General features: G+C 67.3%; 22 protein-coding genes. 10 read left to right on the forward strand and 12 right to left on the reverse strand.

Going from position 1 to position 23,314, the window contains the following annotated elements:
• The first annotated feature begins 84 nt into the window (after positions 1–84).
• The 7 genes from K6I34_RS08155 (at position 85) to K6I34_RS08185 (ending at position 6,117) form a co-directional block, all read left to right on the forward strand.
• On the forward strand, positions 85–1,605 hold the full coding sequence (locus K6I34_RS08155; protein ID WP_229323685.1) for an SCO6880 family protein: 1,521 nt from the start codon (positions 85–87) through the stop codon (positions 1,603–1,605).
• The gene (locus tag K6I34_RS08160; RefSeq protein ID WP_229323687.1) at positions 1,602–3,038 is read left to right on the forward strand and encodes an ATP/GTP-binding protein; all 1,437 of its coding nucleotides are present in this window, start codon (positions 1,602–1,604) and stop codon (positions 3,036–3,038) included. Before K6I34_RS08155 ends, K6I34_RS08160 begins: the two co-directional genes overlap by 4 nt.
• 50 nt (positions 3,039–3,088) lie before the next feature.
• The gene (locus K6I34_RS08165) at positions 3,089–3,412 is read left to right on the forward strand and encodes a DUF6238 family protein (protein ID WP_229323689.1); all 324 of its coding nucleotides are present in this window, start codon (positions 3,089–3,091) and stop codon (positions 3,410–3,412) included.
• 29 nt (positions 3,413–3,441) lie between these two features.
• Complete coding sequence (locus K6I34_RS08170; RefSeq protein WP_229323691.1) at positions 3,442–3,675, forward strand: hypothetical protein; 234 nt, start codon at positions 3,442–3,444, stop codon at positions 3,673–3,675.
• A 143-nt stretch (positions 3,676–3,818) separates the two neighbouring features.
• Positions 3,819–5,162 carry a type IV secretory system conjugative DNA transfer family protein gene (locus K6I34_RS08175; protein ID WP_229323693.1) on the forward strand — a complete coding sequence of 448 codons (1,344 nt, stop codon included), beginning with the start codon at positions 3,819–3,821 and terminating at the stop codon, positions 5,160–5,162.
• The gene (locus K6I34_RS08180; RefSeq protein ID WP_229323696.1) at positions 5,159–5,668 is read left to right on the forward strand and encodes a hypothetical protein; all 510 of its coding nucleotides are present in this window, start codon (positions 5,159–5,161) and stop codon (positions 5,666–5,668) included. Before K6I34_RS08175 ends, K6I34_RS08180 begins: the two co-directional genes overlap by 4 nt.
• Positions 5,668–6,117: a hypothetical protein gene (locus tag K6I34_RS08185; protein ID WP_229323699.1), complete on the forward strand. Its 450-nt coding sequence runs from the start codon at positions 5,668–5,670 to the stop codon at positions 6,115–6,117. Before K6I34_RS08180 ends, K6I34_RS08185 begins: the two co-directional genes overlap by 1 nt.
• On the opposite strand, the gene K6I34_RS08190 is transcribed toward K6I34_RS08185, so the two are convergent.
• The 9 genes from K6I34_RS08190 to K6I34_RS08230 all read right to left on the reverse strand — a co-directional run bounded on the left by K6I34_RS08190 (position 6,072) and on the right by K6I34_RS08230 (position 15,223).
• Entirely contained in the window at positions 6,072–7,211 is a 1,140-nt protein-coding gene (locus tag K6I34_RS08190) for a hypothetical protein (protein WP_229323701.1), read from the reverse strand. The two genes, K6I34_RS08185 and K6I34_RS08190, sit on opposite strands and share 46 nt — an antisense overlap.
• 2 nt (positions 7,212–7,213) lie before the next feature.
• Positions 7,214–8,002 (reverse strand): thiopeptide-type bacteriocin biosynthesis protein, encoded by a 789-nt coding sequence (locus K6I34_RS08195; protein ID WP_229323703.1) that lies wholly within the window; start codon positions 8,000–8,002, stop codon positions 7,214–7,216.
• A 16-nt stretch (positions 8,003–8,018) separates the two neighbouring features.
• Positions 8,019–9,149: a lanthionine synthetase C family protein gene (locus K6I34_RS08200; protein ID WP_229323705.1), complete on the reverse strand. Its 1,131-nt coding sequence runs from the start codon at positions 9,147–9,149 to the stop codon at positions 8,019–8,021.
• Positions 9,146–12,166 (reverse strand): lantibiotic dehydratase, encoded by a 3,021-nt coding sequence (locus K6I34_RS08205; protein WP_229323707.1) that lies wholly within the window; start codon positions 12,164–12,166, stop codon positions 9,146–9,148. The genes K6I34_RS08200 and K6I34_RS08205 overlap by 4 nt, the downstream gene beginning before the upstream one ends.
• A 92-nt stretch (positions 12,167–12,258) precedes the next feature.
• Positions 12,259–12,429, reverse strand: a complete 171-nt coding sequence (locus K6I34_RS08210; protein ID WP_229323709.1) for an FxLD family lanthipeptide — start codon at positions 12,427–12,429, stop codon at positions 12,259–12,261.
• Between the two features lie 54 nt (positions 12,430–12,483).
• Positions 12,484–13,701: a methyltransferase, FxLD system gene (gene fxlM / locus K6I34_RS08215; RefSeq protein WP_229323711.1), complete on the reverse strand. Its 1,218-nt coding sequence runs from the start codon at positions 13,699–13,701 to the stop codon at positions 12,484–12,486.
• Positions 13,702–14,043: 342 nt separating this feature from the next.
• Entirely contained in the window at positions 14,044–14,550 is a 507-nt protein-coding gene (locus K6I34_RS08220; RefSeq protein WP_229323713.1) for a hypothetical protein, read from the reverse strand.
• A gap of 5 nt (positions 14,551–14,555) precedes the next feature.
• Positions 14,556–15,017 (reverse strand): hypothetical protein, encoded by a 462-nt coding sequence (locus K6I34_RS08225; protein ID WP_229323715.1) that lies wholly within the window; start codon positions 15,015–15,017, stop codon positions 14,556–14,558.
• Entirely contained in the window at positions 15,014–15,223 is a 210-nt protein-coding gene (locus K6I34_RS08230; RefSeq protein ID WP_229323717.1) for a hypothetical protein, read from the reverse strand. The genes K6I34_RS08225 and K6I34_RS08230 overlap by 4 nt, the downstream gene beginning before the upstream one ends.
• Before the next feature lie 304 nt (positions 15,224–15,527).
• Here K6I34_RS08230 and K6I34_RS08235 point away from each other — a divergent pair, with 304 nt between their 5' ends.
• Positions 15,528–16,400 (forward strand): helix-turn-helix transcriptional regulator, encoded by an 873-nt coding sequence (locus K6I34_RS08235; RefSeq protein WP_229323719.1) that lies wholly within the window; start codon positions 15,528–15,530, stop codon positions 16,398–16,400.
• A complete protein-coding gene (locus K6I34_RS08240; RefSeq protein WP_229323721.1) occupies positions 16,397–16,648 on the forward strand; it encodes a DUF397 domain-containing protein in 252 nt (83 codons plus the stop codon). Before K6I34_RS08235 ends, K6I34_RS08240 begins: the two co-directional genes overlap by 4 nt.
• Before the next feature lie 81 nt (positions 16,649–16,729).
• On the opposite strand, the gene mobF is transcribed toward K6I34_RS08240, so the two are convergent.
• Complete coding sequence (mobF, locus tag K6I34_RS08245) at positions 16,730–21,157, reverse strand: MobF family relaxase (RefSeq protein ID WP_229323723.1); 4,428 nt, start codon at positions 21,155–21,157, stop codon at positions 16,730–16,732.
• Positions 21,158–21,523: 366 nt separating this feature from the next.
• Between mobF and K6I34_RS08250 the strand changes: the two genes are divergently transcribed.
• Positions 21,524–22,276: a hypothetical protein gene (locus tag K6I34_RS08250; RefSeq protein WP_229323725.1), complete on the forward strand. Its 753-nt coding sequence runs from the start codon at positions 21,524–21,526 to the stop codon at positions 22,274–22,276.
• A 133-nt stretch (positions 22,277–22,409) separates the two neighbouring features.
• Here the strand turns inward: K6I34_RS08250 and K6I34_RS08255 are convergent, their stop codons facing one another.
• Positions 22,410–22,595 (reverse strand): hypothetical protein, encoded by a 186-nt coding sequence (locus K6I34_RS08255; RefSeq protein WP_229323727.1) that lies wholly within the window; start codon positions 22,593–22,595, stop codon positions 22,410–22,412.
• Positions 22,592–23,251 carry a hypothetical protein gene (locus tag K6I34_RS08260; RefSeq protein WP_229323729.1) on the reverse strand — a complete coding sequence of 220 codons (660 nt, stop codon included), beginning with the start codon at positions 23,249–23,251 and terminating at the stop codon, positions 22,592–22,594. The genes K6I34_RS08255 and K6I34_RS08260 overlap by 4 nt, the downstream gene beginning before the upstream one ends.
• Positions 23,252–23,314 lie beyond the last annotated feature (63 nt).

Genomic DNA, 23,314 nt, shown 5'->3' on the forward strand with positions numbered 1-23,314 from the left:
CTCCCACACCGACCGCCCCCAGCACCCCGGCAAAACCTGTTGCCGTGAGGCCGATCGAACCGGCCACCGACAAGGACACATGAAATGACTCGTTACCAGTTCGGAAAACACAGGCCCACCGGCCTGGTGGGCCGACGCGACCTCGGCGAACAGGTAGTTCTGGGGTGCGGGGCGGCGGCGGGAATCCTGTTTGGCTTCCTCCTTACTGGGACCGGCGCGCTGACGGCGATCGGACTGCTCCTGCCGATCGTCACAGCCCTGGTGGTCGTGTACCTCCCCTACCGGCCCAAGGGGACATCACAACGTCGCACGATCTACCGGTGGTGGAGGATCTCGCGCTACCACCGAAAGGCCCTGGCGCGCACCGGGGGTGTCTGGGTCTCTCCTGCTTTCGAGGCTGGAGTGCGCCGCGACGGCACCCCTCCGGACGCGGCACTTGCTGAGCCGGAGGGCACCGCGGGCATGACATGGGTACCCGTGACCGTCCGCGGTCAGCAGGCCGTCGTGGTCCTCCAGCCGCAGGCCGGCTGCGTCACCGCCACTCTGGAGGTCGCGTCACCGGGCCTGGGCGGCAAAGAGGTCGGTGAACAAGTGGTGGCGTTGGAGCGATGGGGAGAGCTGCTCGACGCCATCGGCAACACCGAAGAGCACCCGGTCAAACGCATACAGGTGTTGGCCCGCCAGATGAAAAGCGACCCGCACGCCCACCGCCGTTTCGTGGCTCAGCGCGACGAGTCAGCGGCCACGGCCAGTGTTCCGCAGTGGCTCCGGGACTCGTACGACACCTTGGCGCAAGCGGTCTCGACCTCAGCAGAGGAACACCGGTACTACATCACCGCTCACGCCCGCTTCACCCGTGACCTGGCCGCGGACGGCGCCAACCGCGGCGCGGGCGACGAAGGAATCGCGGCCGCCATGGCGTCGTACCTCGAAGAGCTGTGGGCGCGCTGCGAAGACGCGGACCTGTCCGTGATCGCCCCGTTGGATGAAGGCCGTATGACCGCCTTCATCCGGAACAGTTACGACCCCGACCACCCCCTCTGGGACACCGACCTGCCCCGAGCCCACGCGTTCCCGCGGAACGTGGACGTACGCGATGGCGAGCACCTCGCCACGCGCGCCGCCGGGTCCACGAGCAGCTGGTACCACGCAACTGCGGCCGTCGTCAGCTGGCCGACCACACCAGTCGGCCCCGATTTCCTCTCGCCGCTACTGATCGGCATGCCCGATGTCATCCGCACCATGGCAATCACACAGGACCTGGAGCCGAACGACCGCGCCGTCGAGCGAATGATCAGCGAGGACACCAACAACCAGGCTGAGATGTTGAGGAACCGCCAGCGCGGCAAGAACATCGACCCCCGCGACGTCATCGCAGCCGCCGCGACAGGGTCACGCGGTATGGCCCTGGCCTCCTCAGGTGCGGCAGGTTCCGCCGTCGTCGGCTACATCACCATCTCCGCGCGGAGCCCGGAAGAGCTGGAGAAGACCAAGCGGACGACGACCTCCCGCGCCCGTACGGCTCGCCTGCGGATCGAGTGGCTCGACCTGGAGCACGCGAGGGCCTTCACCACGACCCTTCCCTTCGCTGGAGGCATCAAGTGACCAACCTGCTCGACCTGCGTCCGTTGTCGCCCATGCATGAGACGGCGCGACGTCCCCTCTACACCGAAACTACGACCAGCCAGGCCCTCTATCTCCCGGTCGCACCGCCGACGCTGGGCACCGAAGGCGCGGTCATCGGACGTGAGCTGTACTCCGGTAAGGCATTCATCTACTGCCCCTTCCAGGCGTTCGGAGACGGCCTACCCGGCGGCAACATGATCGTTATGGGGGACACGGGCAGGGGCAAGTCCGCGCTCATCAAGACCTATGTGGCCCGACAGATCCGCCTGGGCCGCCGCGTGGTCGTCCTCGACACGAAAGAGCAGAAGGAACGCGAGGAAGGTGAATGGGCCGCCCTCGGCCGTTCGCTCACCGGAGGACCGCCGGTGAAGTTCACCCCTGGCGGTGGCGCGGGCGCCTCCTGCATCAATCCCATGGACCCGAAGATCGCAGGCACCCGGCAGATCGAATTGGTCCGGACGATCGTGGAGCTCGGTCTCGGCAAGCCCGTTGATGAGTTCGCTGGTTCCGCTTTGAGGATCGCGATCCGGAGGGCGCACCGACGTGCGGCTGCCGACGGACGCACGCCGGTGCTGGCAGACGTCGCTGCCGCCCTGCGTTCGCCGGAGGAATCGGACGCCATAGCCAAGAGGCGATCGCTTGAGGAACTCCTCGCCGACGGACTGGAGGCGTCTTACGTACTCGACCGGCTGTGCGGAAATGACGACGACGTGACCGGCGACCTGATCGGCATGCTCGACGGTCCTACAAGCCTCAGCATCGATCCCGATGCGGACATGATCGTATTTGACCTGACCAGGGTGCCGTCGGGCGGAGTCGCCATGACGATCCTCGTCGCGGTGATCTCCGTGTTCCTCGAAGAGGTCTGGCTCCGTGCCATGTGCGAATGCGGCACAGAGCCTGGTCAGCATGAGCGCAGGATCGTTGACGCGGCTTCCGGCGCCTGGGAACTCGGCGCGAATCCCGCTGTCGCGTGCCGCCGTTACACCCAGCGCAAACGGATTATGGTCTGCGAAGAAGCGTGGCACATTCTCGCGACCCCTCAACTCGCGCGCCTGCTGGAGAAGTTCCTGAAGTTCGCGCGAGGACTCGGCCTGTCGTGCATCTTCATCGTCCACCACCTGTCAGACATCGATGACTCGCCCGAGACCCAGGCCGCGCTCAAAATGGCGGACACCATCGTCGTCTACTCCATGAAGAAGGCAGAGGCAGAAGCCACCGTCCGACGCCTCGGCTTCCCTCTCTGGACCGCCGAGCACATCATGCGCCTGCGCAGAGGTGTCGCCCTGTGGAAAGTCGCCGAGGTGATGTACCCAGGCGTCCAGCACCTCCTGACTGAGGCGGAACAGCACCTTTGCTTCTCCAGCGGCTCTATGGCGGACTTGTCCACCACCTCGCCGGACACCGAGTGACCCGACCCTCGATCCCCACCGCCACCGAGACACTGGGAACAGAACCCCTTATGAACACCCTCGCTCTCGACCCCGCGGCATTGCCAACGTACGGACGCACCGCACGAGACGACATCGACGGCCTCCACGCCGACTACTTGGCTCTCGCGGCGAGAACGGCCCGGCTCGCCGACGTCCTCGACCGTGGCGACTACTCCGCAGCCGGCGGACACGTCCGCTCGGCGGTCGGCGCGGCCTGGCGGGCAGCAGAGGAACTACACCAGGCGTTCCACCACGCGCCCCCGCGGTGTGCGGGCCCAGACGCTTCGCTCGCTCGCTTGTGCGGACGCCGGATGCGGTACCTCGCCGCGCGCGCGGCACGGCGGGCCGAGTAATGGCCCTCTTGCCTGGCAGCTTGTCCCTTGTGCTGTACGGCATCGTCGTCGTTTGCGGAATGGGCGTAGTGGCGCTGTGGGCCGTGTCGAACCGCGCTCGCCGCAATGCGGGCTTCGCCACGAAAGCACAGCTCAAGCGCCACTTGTCCGCGAATGCCGTCGTCAAGGCAGCCGAGATCCGCCCCTCTCTGTCCAACGGCGACGGCGCCCCCTCGCGGCCAGCGACCGCAGCCCTCACCAAGCACGGGCGCTCGCGGGCCTGACCCCCGGCGCCGCCCCTCTCATCCCGGAGCACCACATGCACCAACCACCTGCCCCCGATCCATTCGACTTCGGCTATCCCCTCGGGATCTCCCAGCGCCCCAAGGGCATCGACCTGTGGTCCCGAGCGGATAAGGCATGCCGTGTGATCGGCCCGATGGGGTCCGGGAAGACCCTGCGATTCTTCGCCCCGGTCATCCGGCGCTGGGCCGGTCCAGTGATCGCCACCTCGACCAAGGCGGACTTGGTGGAGCTCACCCTGGACGCCCGTCGGCGCGACGACCGGCCGGTGTACGTCTTCGATCCGCAGGGCATCGCGCCGTCGCTGCCGAAGTTCCGGTGGTCGCCGATCGCCGGGGCGTCCAGCACGGAAACCGCGATGATGCGGGCCAAGGCACTCGTTGCCGGTTCCCGCATCCCGGGGGCCGCTACCCAGTCATCCGAGGGCAGCGCCTTCTACAAGGGACAGGCCGCCAAGGTCCTGGCCGCGATCCTCCACGCTGCCGCCCTCGACGGCGCCAACCTCGATCAGATGCTCGCCTGGGCACGGAAGCTGAGCGATCCAGCGCCCCTGGGCATCCTGGCCGCGCATCCCGGCGCCGGCTCCGGCTGGGCAGACATGCTTCGCACGTCGACAACCGGCGACAGCCGTACCGTCGGCAACACCGCTGTAACCCTCGAAGCAGCGCTGGAGCCGCTCGCGCACCAGTCGGTGGTCGAAGCCCTCCGAGGAGACGGAGAGGAGCCAACCGACTTCCGCGAGATCCTCGACGCGGGCGGCACCGTCTACCTGCTCGGCAAGGATTCCGAGGTGAACTCCGTAGCCCCGCTGACCACCGCGGTGACGGAGGACCTGTTCGATATCGCAGAGGCGCACGCCACTGCTTCCCCGGCCGGGAGACTCGATCCGCCCCTCTTGGGAGCGCTGGACGAGGCCCCGAACATTGCGCCGATCCCCTCCCTTCGGCAACGGGTCGCCGACGGCCGAGGACGCGGCATCACCGTGATCATCGGGCTCCAGGGCTGGGCGTCCGCCCGTTCACGCTTCGGCGAGGACACCGCCAACGAGCTGGCGTCATACACGAACAACGTCGTCGTGTTTGGCGGAAGCAAGGACCCCGCCTTCTTGCGGGACATGTCCGACCTCTGCGGTCAGGTCGAGCGCACGCGGGAGACGAAGACCACCACCAACGGTGACCGCGGCGGCCAGTCCACGGCAACCCATTTCGCCCTCGAAGCAGTGCTGCGGAGTGACGAGATCAAGGCTCTGGAGGAAGGCCAAGCCCTCGTGCTCGCCGACAACTTGCCGCCGGTCATCACCCGTCTTGACGGCATGTGGACGTGGAACTCCTGGCCCGAGATTCAATCCCAGATCCACGACCTCCGCCGTGCGAACGCCATCGAGCGCGCCAGGCAGGCCGCCGAGCAGAAGAAGCAGGCTGAGGCACATGCCGCCGCTTGGGCGAACCGTCAGGGGGCCGTCGCGTGACCACGAATCCCCTTGCCCGCTTGACGCCCTTCCCCGACCCGCCCTCGCTGATCGCCGAGTACCTCGCGGAGAGGGCCGCGGAGGAGTCGGTAGTGGACGGCCCGGCACCCTGGGACATCGGTTCGCTGACGCGAGAGCTACTCGACGGCATGCCGACGTGGCTGGACGCGGTGTGCCGCTGGTTGAACACGACCTACGCCTGGCAGCCGCACCAGGCCATCCCGCCGTGCTGGATGGACCACAACGCACTGGTCTACGAGATCGCCGCCCTGGCCTTCGCGCGGGCCGATGCCTACGCTGATCCGGCTGGGTCGGTCGTGGTCTGGCATGAGCAATACGAACGGTTCGTATTGCGGATGAACGCCGCTCTTGGCAAGGCCGGCGACGACTGCCGGGTCGGCCGTCACATGGACCGGCCCGCCCGGTTCCAACTCGCTGCCTGGCCTGTCCTGTCTACATCTGCTGACGAGACAGCCGTCGCCGAACCGGTCAAGGATCTTGTCTGATGCACCCGAATCCGGATGTCGTCTTCGCCTCGGAACCGCGCCGGGGCATCGCTGCCACGAGCGGCCGGGACCAGACGGAGGCCCGCGCCGTGCTGCGAGACCTCGGATGGGAGTGGGAGGAGGAGCTGCGCGCGCTCGTGCCGCCGGAAGACACGGACCTGACCAACACCGGCGTGCAAGCCGTGGTCGAACTGCACCGGCACGGGTACCGCACCGGATACGTGGAAGGACCGTACGGAGCCATGCGGCTTCGTCTTGACCAGGCCGAACAAGTATTCATTCGGATGACGACTGGTACGACTGCCCGGCGCGATCTGACGAGGCAGCCCGACAGCAACGATTCACCTGCTGCCTCTGCTTCTTCGCGCAGCCTGTACGCCTACGGTCACCGCACAGACCCATCTCAACCCGACTCATCGAACTCCGCCGCAGACGTTCCTGCGCCGTAATCTGCGCGGGCCCGATCAGCGAGCGTCCGGTTGATCACTGCGGCGCTGACGTCCAAGGCTTCGGCAAGGTGTTCTCTCAGCTGTCCGGCGGTCTGGTCATGGCTGAGGCCACATAGCGTCACTGTGTCGCGAAGGGCGTGGAGTCTGTCGCTATCGAGGAGCTCTGCACAGCCGGGGTGGTCTAGAACGTCGCGGGCTGCATAGCCGTCGCCGGTGTCGAGCACGTACGCGATCAGCGCCGTTGCGTGATGGTTCGGAAGTCCATGACCTGTGTGGGCTGCTGTATCGATCAGGGACAGGCCGAGACGGGTGTGGAAGACCACGTGCTCGTTGACCAAGTCGAGGTGCCGGTAGGCGTCGAGCGCGAGTGCGAAGGCACGGGCGTCACCTTGGGCCTCAAGGCAGGCAGTGACTGCCTGTTCCCAGGGCTCGCCAGGTTCGGTTTCGTGAATCAGATTCAGGGCTTCCGCGGTGTCGCCGGAGGCAATGAACGCGATGGCGGCGATCTGCCGGGACTCGAACATGCGTGAGCCGGTACGGACGTGCTGCCGCTGAAGGTGAGCGTGGGCCGCGCCCCATTGGCCGGCCGCGACAAGGGCACGGGCGCCATCCTGGCAGTAGACACCTTCGGCCCATTCCCGGAGCTGCTGCCGGTCTTCGGGGGTTCGGGTGAGGGAAGCCGCAGGAAGCGGCGTGTCGTCAAGAGTCGTGTCACATCCGGTGGTGGCGGCGAGGTGGAGGTTGGTCAGGAGCTGGAAGGCCAAGTCACCGTTGCCAAGCCGGTTGTGCAGCTGGGCCAGGTTGACGAGGGGTTCCACGGCGAGGCAGGCCCATTGGCCGGACAGAGGCCGGTGCTGAAGGTAGAGGTTCGCGTGCTGCCAGCACAGCTCGCGTGCGAGGTGTGGCAGTCCGCTGTCGGTGGCGACCAGGGCCGCGAGGTTATAGACGCTGGATGCCTTGCGGATGTCGCCTTGCTGGTCGGCGAGATGGGCGAGACGGCGTAGCTCGGCGATCCGGTTGGGCAGCGGCGGGCAGGGCGGGCGGAAGCGGCGAACGAGCGGGAACCGACGAAGGGCGGAGGGGGCGGAGGGCATGCCTACCTCCCCTCGAAGATGATCTCTTTGGCGCCGAGAGCCAGGAGGGCCTGAGTCGAGTGCGGTATGCCGAGACGGTTGAAATGAAACAGGGCGTGATGCGCGAGAACTGCCCGGAGTCCACGGGCGAGTTGTCCGCTCTGCGCAGTCCGCTGAAGTCGACGTCCGGCCGTGGTGAAGGCGGCAAGCCAGATCGCAGCATCGGAGAGACGGCCGGTGGTCACCAGGGCGGTATCCGGGCCGGTGTCCACCATGAGGAATGGCTTCAGCATGTTCTTCGCGCTGTCGAGACGGCTGGCTTCGTTCGGGGTAGCGGGCCGGTCTACTGTAATTTTCGCCCATATATCACCTTGTTCATACCAGTCCTGGGCTGCACCGCGCATCAAGGCGGTCAGCAGGAGGAGCGACATTTCGAGGCGGCTGTCGCGCTGGTGGCGGGTTCGGGCAAGGTGGTCGAGGACCTGACAGCTGTCGTCGTGGAACAGGTGGTGCGCGATGTCCATGGCCTCGGGGCCGCCGAAGGCGTGGGTCTCGGGTTCGTAGATGATGTCGTGCTGCCACTGGATACTCGGAACCTGAGCCAGGATGCTGTCAGCTTCCTTCGTGGCACGTGGGTCCTGGTGGTAGCGGAGTCGCCACCACTGCCCTTTGCGGATGAAGTGCCAGCCGACCAAGTGCTCGGCTACGGCGAGACGAGGTCGGAGTCGGCAGACAGCCAGTTGTTCGGCGACCTGCGGGTCGGTGAACTTGATGTGGGTCTGGAGCCAGAGTGTTTCCGGGCCGGTGGTCATCGCGGCTCCCTCTGAGCTAGGCGAGGAGGAGGCAGGCGTCCCAGTCTGTGATGGTGCCGGTGGAAGCGGTGTGCCGAGCGAGGGCGACACCGGCGGCTCCTTCGAGGAGTCCCGGTTCGCTGTCTGGTGGGGAAGTGTCTGGTATCTGATCTCCGAGTGAGGCCAGGTGCTCTCTGATCGTCGGGGTACTGCTGTCGGTGGCGGTCCGCCAGGCGGCCTGGAAGAGGCCGGCGGAGCCGTGGCACAGCGTGTGGTCGGTGATCTGGGAGTGCTGTTCGGGCTCAGTGAGGCAGGCGAGCAGGGCGGCTTCCGCTATGTGCTGTCGGACCGGATCGCGGGTAGCGATGGCGGCGAGTTGCTGGGCGCGGGCGATGCCAGGGGTGCCGTAGCACCAGGACGGGCGCAGTGGCCGTTGTTGCCGTGTTGTGCCGGTGGCTGCCTCAGCCGGGGTGATCACTTCGGGCCACCAGAGCCCGTGGTCGCTGTCCTGTCGCCAGGTATCCAGCCATGTGCAGATCCGCGCGATGGCGTCGAGGTGGCCGGGGACAGTGATTCCGGCGCGCCAGGCCAAGGCGAGGAGCGCGAGAGGGCCGGTGATGCCGTGGGCCATGCCGAAGTTTGCGTGTCCGCCCGGATAGTCCGGGGAGGGCTGACCCGAGGGGGCAAGGCCAGTCCACCATCCTGGCGTACTGTCGGGCAGAGGCTTGGTGAGCCGAGTGAGATAGACCAGGATGCGCCTGGTCGTATCGCCATCCGGGCTGGAGCGCAGAAAGTACGTGCCGAGCCCGGTCAGGCCGTAGATCAGGTCGAACTCGAAGAAGTCCGGGCGCTCCCCCCGGTCGATCCTCGCGTGTGCTGTGTCCAGCCTGCGCTTGGTGGTCTCGGTGACGGCGGCGTGGATGGTATCGAGGGTGCCCTGGTAACGGCCGGTGTGGATAGCGGCCGTGTGGACGGCGAACGCGGCGGCTGGTGCCCCGTAGAACAGGCCCGTGGTCGGCGAGGTACTGAGCCCGCCCTCGACGCAGCGAGTCAGCCAGGTGTGGGCGGCTTCCCACGTGCCGCGGCCAGCGGCGGCACGTTCAATATGCAGCAGAGCGATGCCTGCGGCGCCCTTGGCCAGTGAGCTCTCTCTGATCGTGGGGGTCATCGGCGCCTCCGCTGGGTGTGGGCAAGGGCGATGGCACGGACCAGGCGGTGGCAAGCCCGCTCGCCGTCGGGGTCGATGCCGCAGGTGCGGAGGTAGTGAAGGTGCAGCAGGGCCAGGAGGACCTGGCTGGGGTCGGGACCACCGGTGTCGAGGCAATGCCGGTACGCGGACAGGGCGGCGTCCCGCTTTCCCCAGGCGGAAGCGGTGGCCTCGTCGGAAGAGCTGCTGCCGAGAGCGATGGCTTGGCGGTGGAGCTCGCGGGGCACGGGGCCGGCTGACCGGGCTGGAATCGTGTCGGTCAGCCACCGCATGGCGGTGTCGGTGTCGCCGAGGAACGCAGTGGCGATACGGGCCATGCTCGCAGCCGTGACGGCCTGCCGGAGGAGTTGTTGTTCGGTGGCGTGCGCGATTTCGGCAATGGCGGCCTGGGAGTCGGTAGCGAAGACCTCCTCGGCAGCGTCCAGGGTGGCGCCGGTCCCGTACCGACCTGTCTCAGGCCGGTAGGTGTCGAGTTGGAGCCGGGTGATCAGGCCACGCTCGTGGAGCTGGGCGGCCCAAGCACCGATCGCGCGGGCGACCGCGCCGAAAGCGTCCGGACCGGGCAGGCGCAGCCGTATGCGGAGGTGATGGTCGGGGTCTTCGAATCGCAGGAACTGGCAGGCCGCAGCGCCGTTCAGGGTGGTGAAGAGGTCGGGCAGGGCCCGGGTAAGAACGGCGTCCTGCCGAGCAGGATTCCCGTAGAGCTTGGCGTAGAGCCACCGGGAGGCGCCGGGCAGGGACGGCAGGTCGCGACTGCTGGCAGGAACCGGCGGACGGCGGCGGGAGGTCGCGGGGGGGCGCTGGCTCGTTGCAAAAGGGATGGTGATCTCGTGGGCGCGCCCGTTGATCCATCCGTGATCCTGCGGGGTGGGTGCTTGGCTGATGACGGCGACCTCATGCTGGCTGAGGTGATCTCGCAGCAGGGCGAGGTGGCTTTGCTCCGAAAGGTCAAGGCGGATGCGCAGATCACGTTCGGTGAGGTGGACGAGCGCGGGGACGCGGAACCGTCGGAGCCAGCCCCGGGCCGCTCTCTCCCATTCATCCCACGTCGCTGAGCGGCCCGGTACGGCTGCGGCGGGCAGGTGCCAGCGCGCAGGGGACAGGACGGACCGCTTATAGCGGATGCCGGGCAGGAACGGCAGTCGCCCGGCCGCGCCCCAGTCGAAGGCGGTGAACGTGGGAGTGAAGGCATTGCTGATCTCGCAGAGGAATCGGATCATCGGCTGGGTGTTGTTGCGGAACTCCACCGCGTTCATCGCCTGCGGCTCTACCCGGTGACCGTCTGTCTGGGAGACCAGCCACAGACGGGTGTGGTCGCCGCATACGGCGAGGTCTCCCAGCTTCACCACGTCTGTGCCGGATCGGGGGTGCTCGCCGATGTGCAGGGTGCGCGGCAGCACGGCGGGGGCGCGAGCGACGTTCTCCACCCTCGTGAACAATGGCGGCCCCGACACCTGAACGGGAACGGCTTCGTCGTGCGATGTCGGAAGTCCGGCGTACAGAGCGGTCATCCGGTCGCGGTCAGCTGAGTCAAGGAGGTAGAGGAAGCGGCCCGTAGTAGTGCCTGCCGCTCGGGGGGCGCCGGTGACAGCGAGGGTGAACTCCCCGCGGTGAATGTGCTCCATGGTGGGGGCCTGGAGCTGGACGATCAGCTCTCCGTGCGGCTGGACGGTCGAGATGTCTGATCCGGTGGCAAGATCGGCCACCGTCTCGTCGCTCAGGACGACGTCGGTCGCCCCTTCCACGGCCGCGGTTTGGGCGAGGGCGAGAAGGCGGGCGTCCCGCGCGGTCAGGCTCCGAGCGGGGATCTTCAGAGGCGAGTCGCGGTAGCGGGCGGGGAATCCGAGGCCGGTATCCGAGTTGGTGATCTCCAGGACGGGAACGACTGCTCCGACGCCGTACCGGTCGAGGTAGCGGCCGTGGTAGTCCAGCCATGCCGGGTGCCCGGTGGGGTTCGGGGTCAGGCGCGTGAGTACCTCCGCAGCCGTGGCGGCCTCGTGCCCCACTTGCGGGGGGAGGTTCAGTGAGCCGTCGATCTTCAGGTCCGTCATGAACGGCTGCCCGCTGCTCGGAAACACCGCCTTCATCCGACTGGCCAGACCAGTGAGCCCCTGACCGACCTGCTTCATACCTGTATAGGCGGCGTGCAAGTCGCGGATCAGCTCGGCTGTCTGCGGCAACTCGTCCGCACCCGCCTGAGTAGCAACGTCAAGGACGTGCGCGAGCGGATCAAGCGCGGTCGTCGGCGGGCGAAGGGCTGTAAGCAGGACACGGCACTCCACCAGACCGGCCAGCATCCTGTCGACGGCCTCGGTGGTAACTGCGGGGAAGCTCTCTTCGAGGGCGCGAGCGATCTTCCGTAGCGGTACGGGTGAGGCAGCTGCCTGTATGGCGGCCTGTATCGGTGCGGCGAAGCGGACAGAGGCCGTGATCGGATCACCACCCACCTCCGCAGGGTTGGACTGCCATGGGACCGTCAGTCGGCCGTCCTGGACGAGGCACAGGTCGTTGGTGATCACCGGCAGCCGGTCACGGAGTTCGGGTATCGCTTCCAGACGCCGGATGACCCCGGTGAGCCACGCCGCGTCTGCCCTGACCACCCTGCGATGCTGCCCACCGACGCGTACGGTGGTGTGCGGGCTGAACCGCACCGGCGCGACGCCAGAGAACAGCCCAAACGGGGTAGCCCTGCCTCCGGCTCTCAGGACATACCGGAGGACGGACACCGCGACCCGTCGAACCTGCCGGGCCTGCGCGTCGCCCCCGGCAATCAGGGACCTGGCCTCGGAAGCGAGGAGGGGACTCGCTGCTTCGATGGCCTCCGTTATCGCCGTATCGGTGAAGATCTTCTCCAGCCAACCGAGCCACTGACGGACATGCTCTTCCGTGTTCCCAGTCAGGTCAGGCCACCCCTGTGCGGCTGGCCAACATGTGTGTGCGGAAACCCGCAGCAGTGCAGCGTCCACGTGCCGATACATGGCTGTTCAGCCCCCCACCGTTCGACGGGTACGGCCCCGGGCGAACGGTGCCACATGACCGCTCACCCGGGGCTGCACAGGATCGCTGCTGGTCAGACGTTGCCACCGCCGCTGGCGCAGGCGCTGCCGGAGCAGGTGCTGCCGCAGTTGTCGTCAGTGCTGCGGGTCAGTGCCGAGAAGACGCTGCCGCTCTCGACGATGGTCACGTCCAGCTCGAATTCCGAGCCGTCCACCGGGGCGGTGCTCTCCATGGCTTTACTCATGTTGCTCTCCCCTTTCGTTGGTGGTGCCTTACGGTTACCTGGCCTTTGTGGGTGTCACGGCCAGGAGACTGTGATGCGGGCGTGCCGCTTGTCGACCACCAGGCCATCGGGCAGCCGGTCGTCTGGAGTGCTGGCGGGGTAAGCGGTGAACACGGGGGCGGGGCCATTGCGGTGCCGCTGGTTCCACACCGTGACTTCGTGGACGATCTGCTTCACAAGCGTGTCAGCGGCCAGGCCGTGCCCCTTCGCGCCGAAGACGAACATCTTCGGGTCGTCGCTGATCATGCACAGGGTCAGGTAGGCGAAGGAGCCGCCATCGACCATTGCCGGGCACGCCATCTTGTTCGCGGGGGTCACCACGCCGCTGTCGAGAGACGGGTCGACGGACACCAGGCAGAACCCGGGAAGAACGGTCGCCAGCCACAGGTACAGCGAGTCGAAAGGCTCCGCCAAGCCGACCGTCACCTCTGACCAGGATTCGACCGGAGGCTGCCCCAGTACGCCAGCCAGAGCCTCAGCGCCGTCCGGCAGCTGCTCATCGAACCGCAGCGCGGCTTCCTTCCCCCGCAGCAGCACCAAGGACTCCTCGTGCGCCCCGGCCCCCTGCATCTTCACGAAGCCGCACACCTCGGCCGAGAGGCTTCGCAGATGATCCCCGTGGCGTTCGAAGACGACAGAGCGGGTCAGGCCGCGCACACGAATCGGGACGATGAGCCGTCCTCCGTCCGTGAGCTGATCGATCCAGGCCGGGGGAATGTCCCACGCTCCGGCGGTGACGATGATGAGGTCGAACGGCGCGAACTCCGGAGCTCCGAACTCGCCGTCACGACACACGACTTTGACGTCGGTGTATCCCGCTGCCTCCAGACAGCGGCGGGCGCGGTCGGTGATGTCCTCGTCGATATCAAGGGTCACCACCAGTCCGGAGGGGCCCACCATCTCGCGAAGGAGAGCTGCGTTGTAACCACCCGAGCCGATCTCCAGGCAGCGGCTTCCGGGACGAGGCTGAGCCTGCTCCAGCATGAAAGCCTGAATACGGGGGGCGGAAACGGAGCTGACGGCATTGCCGTGCTCGTCCCGCTTGGTGATCACCGCTGTCTCGGCGCCGTACACCTTTTCCAGCGGCTCCCCGGGGGCGAAGTGCTCGCGGAGGACGGCGAGGAACGCTTGTTCCACCTGGTCGGTGCGAATCGCGTTGAGCTCGCGGAGTTGATCAACCATCGTCCGACGGAGCTGCTGGGAATCGCCGAGGAGGTTCGGCATCGCGGTCATTCTCCTTGGTTCGGTGATGTAGTGCAGGGAGCCCCAGTCCCTGGTGGTGGTCGCCGTCGGGGCCAGGAGATCGCGGTCGGCGCTGAGCTACTGAACCTGACCTGGACGACTGCGGCGCCGGGAGCGAAGCCACGAGTCTAGGACAGGCAGCCCGGGCCATTGCTTTGCGAAAAGTAGCCGAACTTTCCTGTATCACAGGGGACTTCACTGGCCGGGCTTGGGAATGCTCGCCCCCTCCCCACGGGGCCGAGCGGTCCGCCACTGGCTGGGCAGTCGGTCACGATGGATTACCTGTGCCCGCGGGGAGTCGCCGGCCAGTGGCGGACGATTGGCCCACTCTGATCACCGAAGGAGGAGGCGGCCCACCTTGCGGCGGTGCTTCCCGGATGTCAGGTGATCAGAGCGGGAGCATGTGGGCTGTCTGTGCTTCGCGGACTCCGCGTCGGGACGTGCCGGGACGGTCACAGGCCATGCCGCCAGCACGTACCGGCCCGTAAGGTCCTCCGTGACCAAAAGGAACTGCTCTCCGTCACGGAGTCGGTCATACGCGATCTGGCGCGTCCACTCGGCGTTCGCCCAGGTCCGCAAGGCAGTGGGCACGTCACCGAACTCGGTGGCCAGCTCGACCCTGCGGAGGCCACCGCACAGTGACGGCGTCGCCTCCGGTTCGGGATCGAGTCCGTCAGCGATACGCAGCGCTTGGCGGCGCAGCCACCGCAGCGCCCGGCCGACGAACGGGGTCTGGAAGTTACCCAGCACGGATCGCTCCCACTCGCCCTTTCCGTACACCGAGCCCTCCGCGATCACCTGACACCAGTACCCCCACGTTGAATCCGCTGCGGCGTTCATGGAGGTCACCTCGGCGCTTGATCCATGAACGGCACAACACCTGTCGATGCACTGGGAGGCCGGGCTGCATCCTCAGAGGCGGGAACGCCCAGCGACGCCTCCGCTTCTGCGTACTGCCGCTCGGCGTCCTCATCGGCGACGACCAGGCCGAGAAGTTGTTCGGCGGTACGGGCGGATTCCTCACCCCACTGCCGGGCACACTGCGGGTACCGGAACGCGTCCGGCGGCTCGTACTCCAGTCGACGCCCGACCGAGGCAACCAGTTCGGGGTGCGCCCCGGCAGCGATCGGCATCAGCAGCCCGAGGTGGCCCTTCAGGTCGTTGTTGACCGTAGCCCTCTCGCTGGCCGCCAGTGGCTTCCCGAGGGACTTCTTGATCGCGGCCTTGATCGCCTTCACGTCCAGCGGGGCGAGCGCGGTCTCGTGGTCGTCGTCGACGTGCAACACGGCGTACCCGGTGCCGCTCACCGGCCCGCCTCGGACTCGGCGGGCGCGGCGGACAGGTCGAGGAACGTCTCGATCGTGTCCCGGTCCCAGCCGCAGGGGTCGCCGTGCGTCGCGGCGGACGGCGTGATCGGGTGCTTCTCTTTGAGCTTCTGCTGAAGCGTCTGCCGGTTCGGCTCCGACGACGAGGAGCCGGACGCGGATACGGCGGTGCCACAGTTCTTGGTCATAGGTGGCTCCAACACGAGTGGTGTGGATGATGGCGGCGGGCCGCCGCTCGTGCATCAATTCGGGGGACGTCGGCCCGCCGCGCACTGGTGCGCAACTCCGGCGGCTGTGCCGCCGTCGTTGGTTCAGGCGTCCACGGTGGCGTGCCGCGCAGTGCACCGGCAAGCGAATCGGCAATGAAACTTCCCTTGCGCCGGTATTGGCACATACCCCATCATGCAAATGCCTTGCTAGAGCGCCCAGTTGCTTACATGCACCGAGCGCTTCGGTATCAGTGACGATCACATGCGCCAAGGAGGCAAGTACGTGGTAGCTCGGGCTAGACCAACTGCGCGCCGCATCGAGCTGGGCGCGCACCTGCGGCACCTGCGCGAGTCAGTCGGACTGACGATCGAAGATGCCGCCCGAGGAATGCCGTTCTCCGAAACCAAGGTCCAGCGCGTGGAGACCGGTCTCCAGTCCTTCCGCCAGGCCCGTGAGCTACGCAAGCTCCTCGAACGCTACGGCGTCACCGACGACGACGCCGTTGAACAACTGCTGGAGATCCAGCGTGAGGCATCCAGCCAGGAGTGGTGGACCGAGTACAAGGACGTGATGCCCTCGGGCATGCAGCGCTTCGTAGGCATCGAGTCAGCCGCGAAGTCCATCCGCGCGTACCACCCCACGGTGATACTGGGACTGCTTCAGACCGAGGCGTACGCCCGCGCAATCCACGAGGCGTTCAAACCGGTCGAGGAGACCACGACCGAGTTCGTGGACAAGCACGTCGCACTGCGGATGGGCCGCAAGGAGACACTGCTGGCCAGCGAAGGGGCTCCCAGCCTCTGGGCAATCCTCGGCGAAGGAGCACTGCGCTGGATCATCGGCGGTGCGGATGTGATGTGCGAGCAGTACGAAGAGATCGTCAAGCTGGCGGCGTTGGACAACATCACCGTGCAGATCCTGCCGTTCCAGTCGCGCGGCTACAGGGCCGCACACGACTTCATCCTCCTCGATCCGGGTGAGGACCTGCCGCAAATGGTCCAGGCAGACACTGCCTGGGGCGCCGTCTCTGTGACGGACAAGCCTCGGGAGATCAAACGGTTCACTCGCTCTTTTGATGTTCTGCGTGCTTCAGCACTGCCTCCGGAAGACACGCAGGGGTTCCTGCACCAACTATCGCGAGAGATCACGCAATGACCATCAACGGCCGCACACGTACCTTCACCGCATCCGACCTGGCCCCACCGGGAGCCTGGTTCAAGGCGTCCAGCAGCGGCAACGCCAACACCTGCGTCATGGTCGCCAACCTCACCGCCACAGAACACGACGGAATCGGCCTGCACGACTCCAAGAACCCCGAAGGCCCCGCGTTGCTGGTTCACATCAGCGCGTTCACCGGGTTCGTCGCCAGCGTCCGGACCGGCTCGTTCCACAGCACCGAGTAAGGCACTTCCCACGGACTTCACCGGGGAAATACGGCTCGCTCCAGAGGTGGTGGAGCGAGCCGCGCTCTTGTGCCTGCGCTCTCACACGGGCTGGGCAGGCGGAGTATCCGCTGCCTCATCATGATGGATCGCGTCAGCCGAACGGTACTCGGAGTACGGACGGTTCGCGTTCGGCGCCCTGGAGGGCACCGGGGGCGTCAGTGGTTCATCGGGCTCGGAGATGCCGGGCCGGCGGCGTCGTGTGAGTTCGGCACGGAGATTCGCCTCGCGGTGAGCTGCCCCGCGGGCCGTGCTGCGGGCTCGGGTCGCTTCGGTGCGGAGAGCCTTGGCTGCGTCGTGGTCGCGGCCACGCGCGCGTTGCAGCAGACCGCTCTTGTCGCGCTTCGTGATCTCCATTTCGGCCAGCACGTCATCGTGCTCGTCTGTGGGACCGGCGACCGCGGCGAGGTCGCGCCGTTGGCCATCCAGAGCTTCCAGCTCGCGTGCGCCTTCGGCGTGGTCGCGGCGGAGTCCGTCACGTTCGGCCTCGGTCCGGGCCCGGTCGTCACCGCGCAGGACGAGGCGGCCGAATCGCCCGGTCGCGTTCAGCTGTTCTTCGATGTGGTGAAGCCGGTCGGTGACATCGTTCTGACGGGCGGTACGGCGTGCGATCGTGTCGGTCAGGGCCCGTATTTCGCGGATGGCATTGGCACGTGTGGTCAGATCCTCGTACCGGCGGTTGAAGGCGAGGGCGGTCGGTCCGGTGCCCGCTGCCGCTTGGTGCTCGGCACGGGTCGCCTTTGTTTCGGCTGCGTCCGCCGCTCGCTCAGTGGCACGGGTGGCGGCTGCCGCCTTCTGAATCGCGTCCCGCAGGGCGGCGCTGCCCAGGTGCTGGTACGGGCGGGATTCTGCCGGTGCGGTGGTCTGCGGTGCTGTTGTCGCAGAACGGTTCGCTGCGGTGCTTCGGCCGGTCTTGCCGGGCGTGCGGGCAGGCTCTGATTCGTCGTCGTGCTCTGGTTCGTCGGTTCCGGGGGCACGGGGCGTCGGCAGCTCAGCCACGATCTCGCGGAGGTGTGCGGGCACTGCCTCCATCGGGAGTTCGGTGAGGATCATCCGCTCTTCGGTGCCGGTCTCGATCTCACGGATGAGGCCAGCGACGGCGCGGTCCAGCTGTTCCTGGGTGGATTCCGGTTCGCCTGCACGGGCGCGGTCGGCGTCGCTCTCATAGACGGACAGGGGGAGAAAGAGGTGGCTCTCCTTCTTGTCACGGCTCAGCATGGTGTAGAGCGCGTTGGCCTGGGCGCCGGGGCCGTAGACCAGGGCTTCCTGGACGCTGAGGCCCTGGCTCTTGTGACCAGTGATCGCGTAGCCGAGGCCCAATCCGCCCTGGGCGATGTACTCCGCATCGACCCACTCGGCATGGTCCTCGTGGCCGTCGGCGGTCTTCTCCCGCCACTCGACCAGGACACGGCGCTCCTCGTCCACGGCACGGACGATTCCGCGGAACCCATTGAGCACGTCTTCGTTCACACCGCGGCTCTTCTTGGCGCGATAGTCGTTGACGCGAAGGAGAACCTGGTCCCCGACGGAGAGGGTCAGTTCACGTCCGCCAGCGAGCGCGTAGGTGTGTTCGGGGCCGGTGAGATCGCCGTTGGCCTTGCGCAGGGCACGGGCACCGAAGTTGAGCTCTTCGACGATCTCGTTCGTGGCGGCCAGCATCAGCAGCTGCTGCACGGCGGTGTGGTCGTCGCTGTGTGCGGCACGCTTGTCCGCCCACACGGTGAGCATCGCGGCGAGCGTCTCGTCCTTGTTGGCGAGCGCATGCACGCGACCGGTGCCGGCGAAGGTCCGCAGCGATTCCACGCGCCGGTCATCGCGCCACAGCTGGAGCGCGCGGCGTTCGACTGCGTCCCTCTGCCGGAAGTTCTCCGTCAGCCTCAGACCGCCCACGATGCGGTGTACGGCGCCGAAGTGGCCGCCGATGCCCGGCGAGTGCAGCTGCTTGGGGTCACCGATGCCCACGACCTTCGTGCCGGTCTTCGCGGCGTGTTCGAGGAGTTCGGCGATATCACGGTCATCGCACATAGCGTCTTCGTCCACGACCAGAACGTCCACACCGGCAAGCCCTCGCCCACCCTTGCGGATGCCCATGAGCCAGGAGGCGAGGGTGCGGGAGGTGATCCCGGCTTCCGCCTTGAGGTTGGCGGCGGCGACGGCTGCCGTGCTCGCTCCTGCGATGACCAGGCCCTGGGCCTCCCATGCCTGCCGGGCGGCGTCCATGATCGTCGTCTTGCCCGCGCCCGCGACGCCCTCGACAGAGTCAATGCCGTGTCCAGCGGTGAGGAGCCGTTCGAGGACGGCGCGCTGCTCGGCGGAGAAGGGGAAGCCCTGCTGGGCCTGAACTGCGGACAGGGTCATCGCGACCGTGTCGCTGCTGACGACGGCCGACTGTTCGTTCAGGCGCCGGGTGGTCTCGGTGACGATCAGCGCTTCGGCGGCGATGATGTCCGCAGTCGTGTACCGGTCGGCGTGCGCGTAGTGCTGGGCGCCCTTGGGGTTGAGTTTGACCGCGTACCCGGCGTACTGGAGTACAGCGGTGGTGAGGTGCTCCGCTTCGGCGGCGGTGCCGACACCGTACGGGAGGGCGTCGAGTACGGCCGCGATGGCGGCGGCGTGGGTGAACTCCTTGGAGTGGCTGGTAAGGCCGGTCTTCGGGTCGAAGACGATGCTGCACAGCTCATCCAGGTTCGGAGTCGGCTGCTCGACGACCTCGCCGACCGCACCGACGATGATCGCCTCGGGATCGTCACCGGCGGCCCGTCCTTCGGCCTGCCAGTACCCGCGCAAGACGTCGTCCTCGACGCCTGCGGCCTCGCCGTTCTTCGCGGCCTTGGACGCGGTGGACGCGGCGGTGCGCTCGCGCAGGGTGGCGCTGTCGTAGTCGAGTCCCAGCTTGGTGAGCAACTCGCGGACCTGGCTGTCGCGCTTGCTGAACAGCTTGATCGTGGCCTTGGGGATGGCGGCAATCTCCCACGCCCCGGTGCGCTCCTCGCGGCGGAAGCGGATGCCGTAGCGGTCGGCGAGTTCACGGCGGACGCGGGCATTCATGAGGGCCTGCGTCGCGCGTGCGTGGCGGTGCAGGTCTCGGCCGCCTGCGGCCACGGTGGACCACTGTCCGTCGGTGCCCTTGACCATGTTGGCCAGCGTGAAGTGCAGATGGAAGTGCGGGTCTCCGTAGAGGGCGCCGTCGACGGGGCGGGCCGCGCGGTGGACCATCATCCATCCGCTGAATCCGCTCGTGGCGATCTTCTGGGCCTCCTCGCCATCACCGTGACGGCCGCGCATCGCGTACGCCGTCCAGCGCTCCAAGGCATCGATGGACTCGCGGCCTGCGGAAGTGAAGATCCTCTCTACCTCGTCAGCTATCTCCTCGGGCGCGTAGGCGCCAAAGACGGAGTACGTCTTGGGAAGGTCCAAGGTGACGTCGGCGCCTCGGTTGCCGACCTCGACGCGGCCCTCGCGCATCGCGGCCTTGATCTCTTCGGCATCCCAGACCTGGGCGGGGTCGAGCCCTGCGGCCTTGGCCATGGCGACGGCTTCGCGTACTGCCATGGGCAGATCGCGTAGACGACGGCCGCCTTCGGCGCCGACCTGGGCGTAACGCCGCTTCATGGAGTCAGAGGTGAACAAGTCCGCAGGCCGCTGTCCCAGCTCACGGGCCTTTCCCTCGACGGCGTGCAGGAGCGCACGGGCGTCCAGCCGCCCACCGGATTCAGCGGCGAGGGCCTTCTCCACCGCTTCCTCCCCGTACAGCTCAACGGCTTCGATGCCGACGGCACCAGCGACCTTGAGGAGGGTGGATACCGGGACCTTGTGGGCTTCTCCGAACCGGGTGAGCTGCCGCTCCATGGTGGCGAATGCGGTCTTCTTGCGCTGCGAGTCGAGCAGCGTCTCCGGCTTCACTCCACGTTCGGCAGCGGTCCGGCGGATGGCCCTGACCAGCGGTGCGGCGGACAGCTTGGCGGCAGGGGCGATGGCCAGCTTGGGCTCAACAAGAGTCTGGCCGGTGCGTGGGTCTTCGCCGCGCATGAGGCGGCGGGCGGCTTGGAACTGCTCTGGGGCGAGGGCGAAGCCGGGGTTGACGTCGAACTCGGCGAGACCGTTCCCGATCCACATCAGGGGGCGCTCACTGGCATCAAGGTGGTAGTCCACCTGACCATCAGCGGAGCGTGCCGGCAGAACGGCTTCGGCGTAGAAGTCGCGAGCGTCGATACCAGCTGCGGCGGCGACTTCTACGGCGTCGAATCCGGTGAGGCGGGCGGCCTTACCGTTCCGCAGCTCCGTGCGGGCGCGATAGAACGCCTTCTTGGCCTCGGTGGAGCCGAGCAAGGCGGCGGGGGTGACACCGGCTTCCTCGGCCTTGGCCTGGATGGCGGCCACGAGGGGGGCGGCCTCGACTGTGACGGCCTTCCCACAGCCGTGGCCTCCGGTCAGGCGGTACTCAACCTGCTCGTCAGAGGGGCCGATCATCGTGACCCACGCCACCGGACCGCCCACCCCCTCCGGTCAGCTTCGGTCGTCTTTGATCATCGTATCGTCACGAAGTGACGATACCTTGGTCCTTTCCAATCACTTTTGGCTGGACGGTGGGGAAGCCGACTAATCGCGGTGGGGACGGGCGGCGCGTCGGTTTGGTGAGGACGCTGTTACCTGGTGCCGTTGGACATTGAGATGTCAGCGGGTCTGGACGTCAGGTGTCGCTGGGCTGGACATCGGTGGTGTCACTAGGCGGTGACTGCTCGGCGAGGGAGCGGAGGCTTCCCCCTGCAACCGCATCCCCGGCCCGAAGGAACTGCGGGTCTCCCGCATCCCCGCCCGGCTCGAAAGCAGTCCCGCGTGAGCGACCTGATCCCCTTCAGCGACACCAGCGCTGCGGCCCCGCCCACCGCCAAGGCGACCGCACCCGTCGTCCACGGTGCCGTCATCATCAGCGCCATCGAAACGGCCTGGAAAGAGATCCGGCACCGGTTCCCCGACGTGCCGGACGTCTGCGTCACCATCCCGCCCAGCGCTGGCGCCCAGGACCCCGTCCAGTGCTCAGCGCTACGCACCGGCCGCCACTTCACCCGCGACGGCCACCTCGCCGTGGAACTCCAGGTCACCGCCAGCACGCTCGGGCTCGGCGGACGCCCCATGCTGGGCGGACTCCTCCACCACGCTGCCCACGGCCTGGCCCTCGTGCGGGCCATCAAAGACACCTGTGGTGACGGCCGCTACCACAACAAGCGCTACGCCCAGCTCGCCCGCGAAGTCGGACTCGCCCCACCCAGCGCCCCCGTACGGGTGCTGGGTCTGATGCACTGCATCCTTACCGATTCCGAAGCCCGCCGGTGGGCCGAGATCATTGCTGCCCTCGACGCCGCGGCCGCCGTCCAGCTCAACGCCACCGTCGGCTCCTCCGGCAGGCCGCCCGGGGGCGGCCGGGGCCCTACCCGATTCCTAATCATCTGCGCGTGCAACCCACCCCGAAAGATCCAAATCGCCCGCGGCACCTTCGAACAAGGGCCACTGCTGTGCGGGGTGTGCCTGACCAAGTTCCAGCCCGCCGACACCACCGTGCCCGTCCAGAGAGCGGAGAGCGACGCGTGATTCAAGGGCGTCGGAACCCGACAGCTGCCGCCGTCCGGTCCGGCTACCGCTCGCACAGGCTGACCAACGAAGTGGAAGGGGCCGACGCCTTGGCGTCGGCCCCTTCCACTTCGTTGGGATGGTCGCTATAGATCTAGTTGTTCAGGACCCAGTCGTCGAACGGGATCGGCCCCTGGCCGGTGGCGTCGCGCACGGCTTCATCTTGGCCGCATGGCGTGCAGATCCGTACGTCACGGCTGATGGTGAGGCGGGAGCCCGCCGGACGCTCGCCGAGTGGGCCACCGCACCGAGGACAGCGGGCATCGGTCATGTCAGTCATCCTTCATCCTTGGGGTGCTCGCGGGCGGACTTGAGGATCAAGTTCCAGGTGGGACGGGAGTAAGGCTTCTCCGCCTGCCCCTGGAGCAGAGGGATCAGATCGGCGTTGGACGCGTCAGGGTTCTCCTTCAGCGCCTGCCGTGCGAGGGCGAGCCGTTTGTCCCCCTGGTACGGGTAGGCCAGTCCGCGGCGGCCTTTGGGCCGTCCGCCGGCGTGGCCGCGCCCCTTCCGTTCGGCTACGTACTGCCAGAGCTTCCGCCGCTTCCACTTCGGCCGCTGACGGCCGCTGGGCAACAGGTCGTAGCTGTCCGGCTCGGGCCAACCCTCAGGCGGGTTCTTCACGTAGTGCGAGACCGTGGCACTGTCCGCGAATCCACAGATCCGGGCCGCCTCCGCCGGACCGACCTCCTCCTCCGGGTCTCCCGTGAGCTGAGGCGTTTTTTTCGTCGCCGCCGCAGCTCGTGTTCGCTGAAGCTCTTGGTACCAGGACACCCACACCGCGTGATCCCAGTGCATGACGCCGTCGATGATCTCGGCGTCGGGGTGACCATTCTCCTCACGGTTGGTCCAGAGGTTCTGAAGGGTGGGCTCACTGATGCCGTGAGCCTTCTTAAGGTCGGCGCGCGAATAGAGCGTGCGGCCGTCGTCCTGGTGCACGGGTCTCTCCTGCTCGTACTCGGGTGGGGGAAGGGGCCGACGCGTTCACGCTCGGGCCTCGGG

Source organism: Streptomyces sp. UNOC14_S4 (assembly GCF_020740835.1).
Taxonomy (GTDB): Bacteria; Actinomycetota; Actinomycetes; order Streptomycetales; family Streptomycetaceae; genus Streptomyces.

Bases quoted from the DNA above. Each gene is read 5' to 3' on its own strand.
- K6I34_RS08155 (WP_229323685.1), top strand. From the start codon at position 85: ATGACTCGTTACCAGTTCGGAAAACACAGGCCCACCGGCCTGGTGGGC.
- K6I34_RS08185 (WP_229323699.1), top strand. From the start codon at position 5,668: ATGCACCCGAATCCGGATGTCGTCTTCGCCTCGGAACCGCGCCGGGGC.
- K6I34_RS08220 (WP_229323713.1), bottom strand. From the start codon at position 14,550: ATGAACGCCGCAGCGGATTCAACGTGGGGGTACTGGTGTCAGGTGATC.
- K6I34_RS08230 (WP_229323717.1), bottom strand. From the start codon at position 15,223: ATGACCAAGAACTGTGGCACCGCCGTATCCGCGTCCGGCTCCTCGTCG.
- fxlM (WP_229323711.1), bottom strand. From the start codon at position 13,701: ATGACCGCGATGCCGAACCTCCTCGGCGATTCCCAGCAGCTCCGTCGG.
- mobF (WP_229323723.1), bottom strand. From the start codon at position 21,157: ATGATCGGCCCCTCTGACGAGCAGGTTGAGTACCGCCTGACCGGAGGC.
- K6I34_RS08210 (WP_229323709.1), bottom strand. From the start codon at position 12,429: ATGAGTAAAGCCATGGAGAGCACCGCCCCGGTGGACGGCTCGGAATTC.
- K6I34_RS08165 (WP_229323689.1), top strand. From the start codon at position 3,089: ATGAACACCCTCGCTCTCGACCCCGCGGCATTGCCAACGTACGGACGC.
- K6I34_RS08195 (WP_229323703.1), bottom strand. From the start codon at position 8,002: ATGACCACCGGCCCGGAAACACTCTGGCTCCAGACCCACATCAAGTTC.
- K6I34_RS08205 (WP_229323707.1), bottom strand. From the start codon at position 12,166: ATGTATCGGCACGTGGACGCTGCACTGCTGCGGGTTTCCGCACACACA.
- K6I34_RS08240 (WP_229323721.1), top strand. From the start codon at position 16,397: ATGACCATCAACGGCCGCACACGTACCTTCACCGCATCCGACCTGGCC.
- K6I34_RS08255 (WP_229323727.1), bottom strand. From the start codon at position 22,595: ATGACTGACATGACCGATGCCCGCTGTCCTCGGTGCGGTGGCCCACTC.
- K6I34_RS08200 (WP_229323705.1), bottom strand. From the start codon at position 9,149: ATGACCCCCACGATCAGAGAGAGCTCACTGGCCAAGGGCGCCGCAGGC.
- K6I34_RS08190 (WP_229323701.1), bottom strand. From the start codon at position 7,211: ATGCCCTCCGCCCCCTCCGCCCTTCGTCGGTTCCCGCTCGTTCGCCGC.